This window comes from Undibacterium sp. Di27W (assembly GCF_049340345.1).
Taxonomy (GTDB): Bacteria; Pseudomonadota; Gammaproteobacteria; order Burkholderiales; family Burkholderiaceae_D; genus Undibacterium.
Window position 1 is genome coordinate 40441 of record NZ_JBMPOS010000003.1, and the last position, 12865, is coordinate 53305.

12 protein-coding genes are annotated in these 12865 nt (G+C 52.6%); 5 read left to right on the plus strand and 7 right to left on the minus strand.

Annotated elements, in window-relative coordinates; translation table 11 throughout:
- Positions 1 to 69: 69 nt before the first annotated feature.
- The 5 genes from ACO0LF_RS07810 to ACO0LF_RS07830 are packed head-to-tail and all read left to right on the plus strand — an operon-like array spanning position 70 to position 4549.
- Positions 70 to 1119: a branched-chain amino acid ABC transporter permease gene (locus ACO0LF_RS07810; protein ID WP_423013561.1), complete on the plus strand. Its 1050-nt coding sequence runs from the start codon at positions 70 to 72 to the stop codon at positions 1117 to 1119.
- Positions 1119 to 2948 carry an ABC transporter permease subunit gene (locus ACO0LF_RS07815; protein WP_423013563.1) on the plus strand — a complete coding sequence of 610 codons (1830 nt, stop codon included), beginning with the start codon at positions 1119 to 1121 and terminating at the stop codon, positions 2946 to 2948. Before ACO0LF_RS07810 ends, ACO0LF_RS07815 begins: the two co-directional genes overlap by 1 nt.
- Positions 2948 to 3751: an ABC transporter ATP-binding protein gene (locus tag ACO0LF_RS07820; protein ID WP_423013564.1), complete on the plus strand. Its 804-nt coding sequence runs from the start codon at positions 2948 to 2950 to the stop codon at positions 3749 to 3751. Before ACO0LF_RS07815 ends, ACO0LF_RS07820 begins: the two co-directional genes overlap by 1 nt.
- Before the next feature lie 23 nt (positions 3752 to 3774).
- Complete coding sequence (locus ACO0LF_RS07825) at positions 3775 to 4140, plus strand: SLOG family protein (RefSeq protein ID WP_423013565.1); 366 nt, start codon at positions 3775 to 3777, stop codon at positions 4138 to 4140.
- Positions 4141 to 4156: 16 nt separating this feature from the next.
- Positions 4157 to 4549: a VOC family protein gene (locus tag ACO0LF_RS07830; protein ID WP_423013566.1), complete on the plus strand. Its 393-nt coding sequence runs from the start codon at positions 4157 to 4159 to the stop codon at positions 4547 to 4549.
- Positions 4550 to 4552: 3 nt separating this feature from the next.
- On the opposite strand, the gene ACO0LF_RS07835 is transcribed toward ACO0LF_RS07830, so the two are convergent.
- From ACO0LF_RS07835 to gpmA, 7 genes are all read right to left on the minus strand, one after another.
- Entirely contained in the window at positions 4553 to 6838 is a 2286-nt protein-coding gene (locus ACO0LF_RS07835; protein ID WP_423013567.1) for a S41 family peptidase, read from the minus strand.
- An 87-nt stretch (positions 6839 to 6925) separates the two neighbouring features.
- Positions 6926 to 7720, minus strand: coding sequence for a spermidine synthase (locus tag ACO0LF_RS07840; protein WP_423013568.1), 795 nt, complete (start codon positions 7718 to 7720; stop codon positions 6926 to 6928).
- Between the two features lie 13 nt (positions 7721 to 7733).
- Positions 7734 to 8378, minus strand: coding sequence for a glutathione S-transferase family protein (locus tag ACO0LF_RS07845; protein ID WP_423013569.1), 645 nt, complete (start codon positions 8376 to 8378; stop codon positions 7734 to 7736).
- Positions 8379 to 8414: 36 nt separating this feature from the next.
- The gene (locus ACO0LF_RS07850; protein ID WP_423013570.1) at positions 8415 to 9173 is read right to left on the minus strand and encodes a HesA/MoeB/ThiF family protein; all 759 of its coding nucleotides are present in this window, start codon (positions 9171 to 9173) and stop codon (positions 8415 to 8417) included.
- A 44-nt stretch (positions 9174 to 9217) separates the two neighbouring features.
- The gene (locus ACO0LF_RS07855) at positions 9218 to 10720 is read right to left on the minus strand and encodes a S41 family peptidase (RefSeq protein WP_423004856.1); all 1503 of its coding nucleotides are present in this window, start codon (positions 10718 to 10720) and stop codon (positions 9218 to 9220) included.
- A 16-nt stretch (positions 10721 to 10736) separates the two neighbouring features.
- The gene (locus ACO0LF_RS07860; protein WP_423013571.1) at positions 10737 to 12083 is read right to left on the minus strand and encodes a murein hydrolase activator EnvC family protein; all 1347 of its coding nucleotides are present in this window, start codon (positions 12081 to 12083) and stop codon (positions 10737 to 10739) included.
- Between the two features lie 10 nt (positions 12084 to 12093).
- The gene (gene gpmA / locus ACO0LF_RS07865; RefSeq protein WP_423013572.1) at positions 12094 to 12840 is read right to left on the minus strand and encodes a 2,3-diphosphoglycerate-dependent phosphoglycerate mutase; all 747 of its coding nucleotides are present in this window, start codon (positions 12838 to 12840) and stop codon (positions 12094 to 12096) included.
- Positions 12841 to 12865: the final 25 nt, after the last annotated feature.

A 12865-nucleotide genomic window follows, 5' to 3' on the forward strand; every position in this document is an offset into this window, starting at 1 on the left:
GGCTCCCTTTTTGTTCGACCCACAGTTTGGGACTATGCAAGAACGAGTAAGCAAGAAAGTCAGGTTTACATGGATTTTTCAATTGCCGCCATCCTCGCCCAGGATGGTATTACCAGTGGTGCCATCTATGCCTTGCTGGCATTGGCGCTGGTGTTGGTGTTTTCCGTCACGCGGATTATTTTCATACCGCAAGGTGAATTTGTCGCCTTTGGTGCGCTCAGCCTGGCAGCGATACAGTCGGGCAAGTTCCCGCATTCTGCCAGCCTGTTACTGGCTTTTGGCCTGTTATGCCTGGGCAAGGACGTTTATACACAACTGCGCAGCAAACAGCCTGTGAATGCCAAAGCATGGGCTTTGTCCGCGGGCAAGCTGCTACTGTTTCCAGTGGCAGTCTGGCTGCTGGCACGCAATGTCAACGCGCAGGAATGGCCGCTGTTTGCGCAAGTCTTACTGGCGCTGGTGATAGTCGTGCCCATGGGCCCCATGATTTACCGCCTGGCTTATCAACCCCTGGCAGAAGCCAGTACCCTGGTCTTGCTCATCGTTTCTGTTGGTGTGCACTTGGCCCTGACTGGCATGGGCCTGGTCATGTTCGGTGCCGAAGGCTCGCGCACTACCGCCTTCAGTGATGCCCGCTTTGAACTTGGTGCCATGCAGATATCTGGTCAAAGCCTGGTGGTGATCGCCGTTTCGGCTTTGTTGATAGGCGCACTGTATTTCTATTTTGAGCGCAGCCTGTCTGGCAAGGCCTTGCGTGCTACTGCGGTTAATCGCCTCGGTGCGCAACTGGTGGGGATAGGTACTACCCAGGCTGGCCGTCTGGCGTTTACCCTGGCCGCAGCCATGGGTGCCTTGTGCGGCGTGTTGATCGCACCGATGACCACGGTGTATTACGACGGTGGCTTTTTGATCGGCCTCAAAGGTTTCGTCGGTGCCATTGTTGGTGGCCTGGTGTCTTATCCTGTGGCAGCAGCGGGTGCCTTGCTGGTGGGTCTGCTGGAATCGTATTCATCTTACTGGGCCAGTGCTTATAAGGAGGTCATCGTATTTACCCTGATTATCCCGGTCTTGCTGTGGCGCTCGCTCTCCAGCAAACACACTGATGAGGAGGAAGAATAATGAAAGCACTCCTCACCAAGGGTATCAAACACGGTAAATGGGTATTGCTGGCGCTGGCCCTGTTGTTTCCGTTATTGCCAGTGCCTGAATTCTGGATCACCCTGGCCAATTACATAGGCCTGTATGCCATCGTCGCGCTCGGCCTGGTCTTGCTGACCGGGGTAGGCGGCATGACCTCTTTTGGTCAGGCAGCTTTCGTCGGTCTGGGTGCTTATTCCACTGCCTACCTGAGCACGGCTCTAGGGTATTCACCCTGGCTGGGTTTGCTGGCTGGCCTGGTGCTGACCATGGTGGCAGCGCTGGCGATAGGCCTGATTACCATGCGCCTGTCTGGCCACTATCTGCCGCTGGGGACTATCGCCTGGGGCCTCTCCTTGTATTTCCTGTTCGGTAACCTGGAATTTCTTGGCAAATACGATGGCCTGAATGGCATACCGGCTATACAAATCGCAGGCTTCAAGCTAGACAGCGGTCGCAGCATGTTTGGCCTGATCTGGGTGATTCTGCTATTGGCAATCGTTGCGGTACAAAACCTGCTGCAATCGCGCCCTGGCCGCGCCATACGTGCGCTAAAGGGTGGTGGCGTCATGGCAGAAGCCATGGGTGTCAATACGGCACGCATGAAGGTAATCATCTTCGTTATCGCGGCCATACTGGCGAGTGTTTCTGGCTGGTTGTATGCGCATATGCAGCGTGCAGTCAATCCCACACCTTTCGGCTTGAATCAAGGTATCGAATATTTGTTCATGGCCGTGGTTGGCGGTGCTGGCCATGTCTGGGGAGCTTTGCTGGGCTCAGCCTTGCTGACGCTGCTCAAAGACAAATTGCAAAGCATACTGCCTGCATTGCTGGGGGCGAATGGCAATTTTGAAGTCATCGTGTTTGGCGTCTTGCTGGTCTTGCTGCTGCAACGTGCGCGCGATGGCGTCTGGCCTTATCTGGCCAGCTGGAGCAAGCGTCTGCTGGCCAAATGGCTGCCCGAAGATCAGGGTATACAGGTCGCCGCAGATGCGGCAGTTTTGCCCTTGCGTGCCAAACCAGCTGTCGGTACGGTCATCCTTGAAATCGACAAGGCGCGCAAGCAATTCGGTGGCCTGGTAGCTGTCAATGACATGCAATTCACCGTCAGCGCAGGCCAGATCGTTGGCCTGATAGGCCCGAATGGTGCTGGCAAATCGACCATGTTCAATCTGGTCACGGGTGTCTTGCCTTTGACCAGTGGTGCTGTGCGTTTTTATAAGGATGGCAAATTGCAGGATATCGCCAACCTGCCTTCGCGTGAAATCGTCAAACTCGGCATAGGCCGCAGCTTCCAGCATGTGCGTTTGCTGGCCAGCATGACGGTACTCGAAAACGTCGCGATAGGTGCCCATCTGCGTGCCAAGGGTGGCGATGTCATGGAAGTCATCGCCAGCATCTTGCGGCGTGATGGCAAGGTAGAAAATTCTTTGCTAGCCGAGGCGAAAAAACAGCTGGAACGAGTAGGCCTGGCGCATCTGATCAATGAAGAAGCAGGCAGCCTGGCCCTGGGCCAGCAACGCATACTGGAAATCGCGCGGGCTTTGTGTTGTGACCCCAGCCTGTTGTTGCTGGATGAACCTGCCGCCGGTTTGCGTTATAAGGAAAAGCAGGAACTGGCCGAGCTCTTGCGCAAGCTGCGTGCAGAGGGCATGAGTATCTTGCTGGTCGAGCATGACATGGATTTCGTCATGAATCTGACGGATCAACTGGTGGTCATGGAATTTGGCACCAAGATTGCCGAAGGCTTGCCGCAAGATGTACAACAAAATCCGGCCGTGCTGGAAGCTTATCTGGGTGGGATAGATTGATGACAAACACAAATACTCCAGAAGCCACGCCAGTCATCCTGGCAACGACATCGTTGTCGGAACCGGCCTTATTGCAAACCAAGGACCTGCAAGTATTCTACGGCAAGGTCGAGGCTTTGCAGCCTGCCAATATCCGCGTCGGTGTCGGACAAATCGTTACTGTCATCGGCCCGAATGGTGCTGGAAAATCGACCATGCTCAATGCCATCGCCGGTGCCTTGCCTGCAAATGGCAGTATGCGTGGGCAGATATTATTGGCCGACAAAAATCTCGCCAGCGTCAGTATAGAAAACCGTGTCGCCCAAGGCATGTCCCTGGTGCCGGAAAAACGCGAACTATTCGCCAGCATGAAGGTGGAAGATAATCTCCTGCTGGGCAGTTACCGCCGTTACCAGGCCGGTGAGAAAAATTATGCCGACCAGCTCGATGTGGTGTTCGATCTCTTCCCACGTCTGAAAGAAAGACGCACGCAAGAAGCAGGGACACTGTCCGGCGGTGAACGCCAGATGCTGGCCGTGGGCCGCGCGCTCATGGCCAAGCCGCACTTGCTGATGCTGGATGAACCCAGCCTCGGCCTGGCACCACTGATCGTCAAGGAAATTTTCCACATCATCCAGCGCCTCAAGCAAACCGGCGTCGCGATTTTGCTGGTAGAACAAAATGCCCGCGCTGCCTTGCAAGTGGCTGACTATGCCTATGTACTGGAAACCGGGCAGATTGCGCTCGAAGGTGATGCCGCAGAACTGGCCAATGACCAGCGCGTGATCGATACATACTTAGGTCTGGCCAAGAAAACTCATTGATGCGGCTGTGCTAGACTTTTGGCATGAGAGTATTAATTACAGGTGCTACCCAGTGGGATAACCCGGCCGCAATACGCCGCGAACTGGCTCATCTTTCACCAGATACCACCATCGTTACCGGCGATACTCCTGGCATCGATGCACATGCCAAAGTAGTCGCGCTGGAATTTGGTTTTGCGGTTGAAGCCATGAAAAAGACCAATGCCGATTACCGGGCTTTTCCTGGTGAAGGATGGAAGGGCTTGAATGTCAGAATGCTGGCAACCGCTATAGATCTGGTGCTGGCTTTTCATGCTGACTACGGCAATCCTGGTTGCGCCCGTGGGACTCAGCATGTGGTAGAACTTGCTGAGCAGGAGCAGATAACAGTCAAGATTTTTACAAGTTAAGCCCAAAGGAAAGAGCATGATCTCCCATGTGTTCATAGGCATACAGGATTTCGATAAATCCTATGCGTTTTATGCTGCACTGATGAGCGAGCTGGGTCTGGTCCTGAAATTCAAGGATGCCGATAAACCCTGGGCTGGCTGGATGTCTGCTGAGCAGCCGCGTCCGCTATTTGTCATTGGCAAACCCTATGATGGTGAACCCGCCCAGCATGGCAATGGCCAGATGGTGGCCTTGCTGGCAGCATCACGCGCCATCGTACAGCATGTTTATCAAGCGGCACTGGCAAATGGTGGCACTTGCGAAGGCCCGCCGGGTTTGCGCCCGCACTATCATCCCAATTACTATGGCGCCTACTTTCGTGACCCTGATGGCAACAAGCTTTGTGTGTGCTGCCATCATGCCGAGTAGCCCCTACTCGCCCGTCTCTAAAAAGCGCATTGCTCTTTCCAGCACTTCATCTTTCCCTGACCTGATGCCCGCCAGTGTAGGGGCGACCTTGATATCGGGCTGTATACCTGTGCGTTGCAACTGACGGCCATCGGCATGACGTACGTCATGACCAGAAAAATTAAAATATAAGGCACCCGGCAAATACGCACCGGTAATGTCACCATTGGCACCAGCGCTATGTGTGCCTATATAGGTCAGCGGTGCGACTGACTCCAGGATCAAACCCGTATGTTCGGCTGCGCTCTGAGTTTCTTCATTGATCAGCATGACCAGTTTGCCACGATACAAGTCTGGTGCTTTTGTATTGATGGTTTGTTCAAAACTATAATAACCACCGCTCTGGTCACCTTCAACTGCCGAGACAAGAGGACGGCGGAACTGGGCCACTACCCGTGCCTGCTTCACATTCAGCCTGGGAGCTATTTTCCATACTGAGCCACGCGGATAGCCTCGCATGTCAAGTATCAAGGCCTTGCTATCTTTGATGGCCTCAAACATGGCATTGACGTTGGCCCCTTCTAGCTGGTCCAGGTCTACATAGGCGATATCCTTGTTGAGCATTTTGAATACTGGCGCGGTATTTTCAGGAGCTACCGTATCATTAAAACGTGGCAGATGTAGCTCGCGCTGCTTGCCTGCGCTATCTGCAATGAGCAAGCTTACCACGCTTTTTTCCTGCCCTGCCAACAGCTCGTAAAGTGCATCCCTGATTCTGGTTTCCGGGTTGGATGCTGAGATGGTCTTGGCGAGTTGCTCAATTTTATCTGCAACTGCCACGCCATCTATCTTGAGGATGATGTCACCCTCATGCAAATCAGGGTTTTGCTGCAGACGTGCATCTGTAATCTTGCTGATGACCACCTGCTTATCTATCATGAGCAGATTCATCGCTAGCGAGGCTTTGCCAAAATATTCTGTACTGATACGGTTTCTGACATAGACATGACTATCTTGCAGATGGCTGGCCATCTCAGCCATCGTCAAGGCATATTCCACGGCATTCTTGACTTCAGCGATGCGCTTCAGGTAGATGGGCAACTGATCTGACCAGGGCTGGTCCATCAAATGTTTATAAGGGAAGAAAGTCTCGGCAATCGCCCATAATTTAATGACCGCCAATTGCCGCCAGGCCAGGTCAGGATAGCGCATCTCGCGATAGGGTAATTCCAGGGTTCTGACAGCCACGCCAGAACTTGCCTGATAGTGTAACGCCGCACCGGGTTTGTGCTTGCTATGTAGCAGGGCCAGGGCCTTGCGGACACTGGCACTGGTTTTGGCGGTCGATGTATCTGGCGTTATCTCTGCATCGGCAGCAAAGCCGGTAGTGCCATCGGCATGAACCAGTTCTGCATTGCTGTATATGACTTTGACTTCGCCAGCGATGATATGACGTTTGGTAGGGATAAACCAGCCCGGTTTAGCCTTGCCTTGCGCCAGTATCCAGGCTTTGCCGGTTTTTTGCAGGGCCAGTACAGCAGGTGGAACCAGGCTGGCCTGATTAATCATGAATACCATGGGCAGGGCTTTAGCAGGCTGTGCCAGAGGCTGGATGATCTCAGCCTCCATGGTTTGGAAAGCTGAAAAATAACCGCCGCTGTTCATGCCCTTTTGCGGAGCAAAGCCCGAGTGCACGCGTATCCTTTCAGTCGGCAGTATCAGTGGGGCAGCAATCCAGTGTGCCAGCAGGGCATTCAGATTTTCAGCCTCATACCAGCCAGACTCCGCTGGCCGCAAATCGATGATCAGACCCCTGGCCCGGCTTTTGATAGCGTCCCTGGCTTGCAATAGCTTTGCATGCTCAGGATGATCGCTGCTCATGATCTGCACTTGATGCAGATGCAGCAGGGCGATATCCCCATGCAGCCATTCCAGCATATTCTGATTTGCTGGCACCATCAGTTGATTTGCTTGATCCGCCGTATCATGCTCATCTACTATGGAAATTTCTACCGCTGGGTCATGCAGGGCAAGCATCATAGTGGCAAGAGCATCACGCAATTCCTGTTTGGATTGCGCAGCCTGCACCTTGGGCAAGGCAGTGACCAAGGCTCTATCCCAGTCTACATTGCCTTTGCTCAGCGCAGGGTGGCGCCATTTTACGTCGCGCCATAGTTGCGCAAGATCACGCAAGCGTGTTTCTTGCTGATCCAGGGTTTGCGCATGCACAGGCAGGCAAAAAAATTGCAGGGCACATACAAAGAAGGCGAAAAAACGAGCGTGACCCTTCGCCGTAAAAATTAAACGCATAGAAAAATAGTGTTGAAAAAAGACGGGAAGTGAGATGAAATTAATGACGATAAAACCGGGCGCAAATGTGCACCGGATTATTGCATATTATGCATGCTCCATCATCCATTCTTTCAAACCATTGACCCACTTCGCTGCGGGTAATTTATAAGCCAGCCGTATTGCCTTGGCACGCTCATACAAGTCTTCAAAATCCACTGCGGGGGCTTGCTTGAAGGCGATGGCAACGGTGTTGGCATCGTGCACCAATGGTAGCCAGACGACAGCATCAAAAGCCTCTTGCAGTGCGGCGATATTGGCATTGCAGTTGGCGCGGTAATTTTTTGGATTGCCAAACATGTTCACGGTCAGCATGCCATCATCATTGAGGGTGTCGGCGCAGGCCTGGTAAAACGCGGTGCTGCCCAGTGCCGGGGCTTCGGCGGCGGCATCGTATAAATCAATTTGCAAGACATCGGCCTGACCGTGGTTGGCGCTGTCATTGACATAATCCAGCGCATTCATGCACAGCACTTGCAGGCGTCCGTCATTGTCTGGCAACTTGAAATGCTGGTGGCAGGTGGTGATGACTTTGGGGTTGAGTTCTATTGCCGTGACTCTGGCTTCTGCAAAATTGCGGTAGCAAAACTTGGTCAGTGATGCTGCGCCCAGGCCCAGTTGAACAATGTGTTGCGGTTCGGTCTTGAACAGCATCCACATCATCATTTGCTGTACATATTCCAGTTCTATCTGGTCAGGCATGGCCATGCGCATGGCACCCTGTATCGCATCCGAGGATAGATGCAGGGTGCGCACACCGAGATGCTCGGCGATGGTGACTTCAGGCAGCTCGGTGCTGGCTGCCTGGTTTGCCTTGTATAAATTCAAGCCCATCTTTTGCATGAAATCTCAAGCATTAATTGTTGAGTTTAGGCCAGGTTTCCAGGCCTTCGATTGCCACCATTTTTTGCCAACTGGGACGAGCGATGATGAGCTGCGCCAGCTTGGTCAGTGCTGGCCATTGCGTTGCCGGGCGCGGCATATTGCGTGACCAGCGCATCAGCATGGTCAATTGCAGGTCGACCGCAGAAAAAGTCTCGCCCAGCAGATAGGGACCATTTTGGCTCAAGTGCAGGTCCAGTTGATCCCAGATGGCGGCGATACGTTTTTGCAGAGCGGCACGGGTAGCTTCACTATGTTCTTCAAAGCCCAGTTCTGCCGGATAAAACCAGGCCCTAAAAGCCGATTGCAGGCTGCCGCTGATGAAGATAATCCATTGCCGCCATTGATCGCGTTCCACTGTGCCTGTGGCTGGCACCAGACCAGCTTCTGGATGACGTTCGGATAGCAACATCAATAGCGCAGCTGATTCCAGGTAAGGGCGGCCATCAAAGACCAGGTTAGGCACGACACCATTCGGGTTTAGGCGCAGGTACTCAGGATCTTTTTGCTGCTTCTTTTCTACATCAACCAGTTTCAATTCATGCGCGGCACCGATTTCCAATAAAGCCAGATGAACGACCATGCTGGCTGTGCCGGGGCAGTAATACAGGGTGTACATGTTTATCCTTGATAAAATTTTTAGAACGGCAGGGATTTAATGCTGATGAATTTGTCCACACACTGTGCACTGCAGATTCTTGCTGATGCCTATGCTGGTCCAGTCCATACGCAAGGCATCCAGCAACAGCAGGCGGCCGCTCAGTGCCTGACCTATGCCCATGATGACTTTCAGGGCTTCGGCAGCCTGCATGCTGCCTATAATGCCTACCAGGGGTGAAAACACCCCCATGGTCGAGCACAGCACTTCTTCAAATGGCTGGTCGGGTGGGAACAGGCAGGCATAGCAGGGAGAATTGTCATCGCGGCTGTCAAACACGCTGATCTGGCCATCAAAGCTGATGGCCGCACCCGATACCAGCGGGATACCAAATTTAACGCAAGCGGCATTGACGGCATGGCGGGTAGCAAAATTGTCGCAGCAATCGAGGACGATGCTGGCCTGGCTGACCAGTTCTTCCAGGCGTGCATCGGCAGCCCGTTCTTGCAGGGCAATGATATTTATTTCAGGGTTGATGGCTTCCAGCGTGTGCTTGCCTGAACTGACCTTGGCCATGCCCACGGCTGCCGTGGTATGCATGATCTGTCTTTGCAGATTGGTCAGGTCTACACTGTCATTGTCGACCAGGGTGATATGACCTACACCGGCACTGGCCAGGTACAGGGCAGCCGGTGAGCCCAGGCCACCAGCACCGATGATGAGGGCGCGTGCCTCAGTGATTTTTTGCTGGCCCTCTATACCGATCTGGTCCAGCAGGATATGGCGGGAATAGCGTAAGAGTTGCTGATCGTTCATGGTTGTAAAAAAGGCCGCTGCATGCGGCCTTTTTTTGTCAGGGTTTATTTTTTCTTGCTATCGGTTTTGTGCTCGGCTTTGTCTGCTTTACTGGCTTTGTCGCCTTTGTCAGCTTCCTTGCCGCCGTCTTTGCTATCCTTGCCATCTTTGTCAGCAATTTTGGCTTCCGTGACTTTGACTGGCAAGCCTTTCAAATGATTCAGGGCCTGGGCCAACTGGAAGTCTTCTGCACCACCATATTCCAGTGGCTTGCTCTTTTTCGCCAGGGCGATCAGACGCTGCTCTTCTTCGACTTCATCGACTTTAGGACGGGCGACTTCTTTTTCCTTGTCATTCGTCAAATGCTTTTGCAAATCAGCTTCGCGGGCACGCAAGCCATTGAAACCATCACCATCTGCGGTTTCTTCAACATTCAGGTCAGGGACGATGCCCTTGGCCTGGATGGAGCGGCCATTTGGTGTGTAATAACGTGCCGTCGTCAGCTTGACTGCGGTATCAGCAGAAATCTGGCGTATGGTTTGTACTGAACCCTTGCCAAAGCTCTGGGTACCCAGGATGGTGGCGCGTTTGTAATCCTGCAAGGCACCAGCCACGATTTCAGAGGCAGATGCCGAGCCGGTATTGATGAGTACCACCATAGGCACGTTTTTGATCGCTTCCGGCAATTTAGCCAGCGGGTCGTTCAGGGTACGGCCAGAATAGTATTCACGGCGGGCATAGAAAGTCGCCTTGGAATCTGGCAACTGACCATTGGTGGACACCACTGGTACGTCTTTAGGCAGGAAAGCAGCTGAAACACCGATGGCACCAGGCAGGACACCGCCCGGGTCATTGCGCAAATCCAGCACCAGGCCCTTGATGGACGGGTCCTGGGCATACAGGGTCTGGATTTTCTTGGCCATGTCTTCGACCGTAGGTTCCTGGAACTGGGCAATCCTGACCCAGGCATAACCAGGTTCAACGATCTTGGCCTTGACGCTTTGCTGTTTGATCAATTCACGTGTAATCGTGACGACGATAGGCTTGTCTTCGGTTTTACGGAAGATGGTCAGGGTGATCTTGGTATTCGGTTCACCGCGCATGCGCTTGACGGCTTCATCCAGCGTCAAGCCTTTGACTGGCTGTGAATCAAGCTTGGTGATCAGATCGCCCGGTTTCAAACCTGCACGGTAAGCTGGCGAATCTTCAATCGGGGAGACGATCTTGACATAGCCATCTTCCATGCCGACTTCTATACCCAGGCCGACGAATTTGCCCTGCGTGCCTTCTTTTAATTCTTTAAATGATTTCTTGTCCAGATAGGCTGAGTGCGGGTCCAGCGAAGCCACCATGCCGGAAATCGCTTCCGTCAGCAGCTTATTGTCTTCCACTGGCTCTACATAGTCAGACTTGATGAGGCCGAAGACATCAGCGAGTTGCCGCAACTCTTCTACTGGCAGGGAATTGCCGGTAGTTTTTTGCGCTACTGCCGAAAATTGCATGGAAACTGCCACGCCTGCAACCATGCCGAGGCCGATTAAGCCGAAATTCTTGAATTTGCTGCCCATGTGATTCACCTAAAACCTATTTAACGATCCAGTTGAGGGGATCAAATACACGCCCCTGATGACGTACTTCAAAGTATAAACCTGATTCTTCATTACCGCCGCTGTTTCCGGCACTGGCAATCACATCACCCGTTTTTACCACATCGCCTACATGCTTTAATACTGCCTGATTATTGCCATACAGGCTCCAGTAACTGCCGCCATGATCCACAATAATCATATTTCCATAACCTTTCCACCAGTCGGCAAAAATAATTTTGCCAGGAGCGATGGTTTTAATCTCGGCACCGGCATTGGCCTTGATGAACATGCCTTTCCAGCTGGGCCCGTCAGTACGCTTGCTGCCAAATCTGGCCAGGATTTCTCCTTTTACCGGCAAGCGCAATTGCCCTTTTAGCTTGTCAAATTCACCTGCAGGTGGGGTTTCCACTTTAGCCTGTTTAGGTGGTTCATCATCATCAATCGCATTTGGATTGGTGATTTTTGCTGGTTTTTTACCCTGTGCGGCCTGTCTGGCTCTTTCTTTCTGTGCTGCTGCAATTCTTTCCTGGCGTTGTTTTTCTTCCAGTGCTGCCCTGGCTGCGTCTGCCTTGGCCTGTTCTTCAATTAGTTTATTTAATTGTGAGACCAGATTTGCGAGTCTTTGTTCATCTTTTTCAAGGCTGTCAGCCTGTTTTTTTTGTGTATATAATTTTTCTGCCAACTGGCTTAGCAATGTGGCATGTCGTTTTTTCTCTTTTTCCAGCGCCAGTTTGTGACTTTTTTCTTCGTCAGCGATTTCATCCAGTTCCGCTTTGGCTTCTTTGGCTTCTTCGGCATTTTTTTCCACAGCCAGCAGGCTGATGCGCAAGCCATCGATCATCTTGGCCTGGGTTTGCGATACATAGCTCATGTATTGCAATTCGCGGTTGATGCGGTTGGGATTGTCACCCGACAACAGCAATTTGATGCGGTCGCTGTCACCGCGCATATACTGGCGGCGTAAAAAATTCGATAACTGGTTTTTTTGTTTTTCCACCTTCTCTGCCAGTGTCTGCTGTTGCTCGGTCAGTTGCTTGACTTTGGTTTCTGTCTGCGTTTGCTCGGTCTGCAAGTCACGTAAAGAACGGTTGGCTTCAGAGATGGATTTTTCTGAATCAGCCAGGGCATCGCTGGCATTGTCCTTGGCAGTTTCGGTTTTATTGATATCGGTTTTGAGTGCTTTCAGGCGGTTTTGCAACTCTGCCCGGTCTGCTTCTGCCTTGGTTTTTTGCTGGGAACGGGCATTGCTGGCGGCCACGGCGGGCGTTGCTGTACCCGCCATGGACAGGCTCAGCAAGGCCGCGATGAAAAACCCTGAAGACTTGGTTTTATTAAATTGCATTCAATACTTATTATTTGGACTTACCCTGGCTGGCAACAGCTTGCAAGGCTGCAGCAATCGCCTCCTGGTCACCCAGATAATAGTGTTTGATCGGTTTCAGGTCGGCATCCAGTTCATATACCAGCGGCTGGCCATTCGGGATATTCAGGTTGACGATGTCGTCATCGCTGATACCGTCGAGCATCTTGATCAGGGCGCGCAGGCTGTTGCCATGGGCAGAAATCAGGATGCGTTTGCCAGCGCGTATGGCCGGGGCAATGCTGTCATCCCAGGCTGGCATGACGCGGGCAACCGTGTCTTTCAGGCATTCTGTCAGCGGGATCTGGCTGCGCTCCAGGCCAGCATAACGCGGGTCATTGAAGGAGGTGCGGTCGTCCTCTTCTGCCAGCGGCAGAGGCGGTGTATCGTAGCTGCGACGCCACACCAGCACTTGCTCGTCACCATATTTTGCCGCTGTCTCTGCCTTGTTCAAGCCTTGCAGGGCGCCGTAGTGACGCTCATTCAGACGCCAGTCATGAATCACTGGCAACCACATCAAATCCATTTCATCGAGTGTGCCCCACAGGGTACGCACTGCACGTTTCAGCACCGAGGTATAGGCCAGGTCAAAAGTCAGACCAGCATCTTTCAGGAGCTTGCCTGCCTGGGTCGCTTCCGCCACACCTTTTGCTGTCAGATCAACATCAGTCCAGCCGGTAAAACGGTTGTCCAGATTCCAGGTAGATTCGCCGTGGCGCATTAAAACGATTTTATACATAGTGTGCGAGTAGATGAGATGAGTG

Coding starts and splice junctions, on each gene's coding strand:
- ACO0LF_RS07810 (WP_423013561.1), top strand. CDS start 70: ATGGATTTTTCAATTGCCGCCATCCTCGCCCAGGATGGTATTACCAGT.
- ACO0LF_RS07815 (WP_423013563.1), top strand. CDS start 1,119: ATGAAAGCACTCCTCACCAAGGGTATCAAACACGGTAAATGGGTATTG.
- ACO0LF_RS07820 (WP_423013564.1), top strand. CDS start 2,948: ATGACAAACACAAATACTCCAGAAGCCACGCCAGTCATCCTGGCAACG.
- ACO0LF_RS07825 (WP_423013565.1), top strand. CDS start 3,775: ATGAGAGTATTAATTACAGGTGCTACCCAGTGGGATAACCCGGCCGCA.
- ACO0LF_RS07830 (WP_423013566.1), top strand. CDS start 4,157: ATGATCTCCCATGTGTTCATAGGCATACAGGATTTCGATAAATCCTAT.
- ACO0LF_RS07835 (WP_423013567.1), bottom strand. CDS start 6,838: ATGCGTTTAATTTTTACGGCGAAGGGTCACGCTCGTTTTTTCGCCTTC.
- ACO0LF_RS07840 (WP_423013568.1), bottom strand. CDS start 7,720: ATGCAAAAGATGGGCTTGAATTTATACAAGGCAAACCAGGCAGCCAGC.
- ACO0LF_RS07845 (WP_423013569.1), bottom strand. CDS start 8,378: ATGTACACCCTGTATTACTGCCCCGGCACAGCCAGCATGGTCGTTCAT.
- ACO0LF_RS07850 (WP_423013570.1), bottom strand. CDS start 9,173: ATGAACGATCAGCAACTCTTACGCTATTCCCGCCATATCCTGCTGGAC.
- ACO0LF_RS07855 (WP_423004856.1), bottom strand. CDS start 10,720: ATGGGCAGCAAATTCAAGAATTTCGGCTTAATCGGCCTCGGCATGGTT.
- ACO0LF_RS07860 (WP_423013571.1), bottom strand. CDS start 12,083: ATGCAATTTAATAAAACCAAGTCTTCAGGGTTTTTCATCGCGGCCTTG.
- gpmA (WP_423013572.1), bottom strand. CDS start 12,840: ATGTATAAAATCGTTTTAATGCGCCACGGCGAATCTACCTGGAATCTG.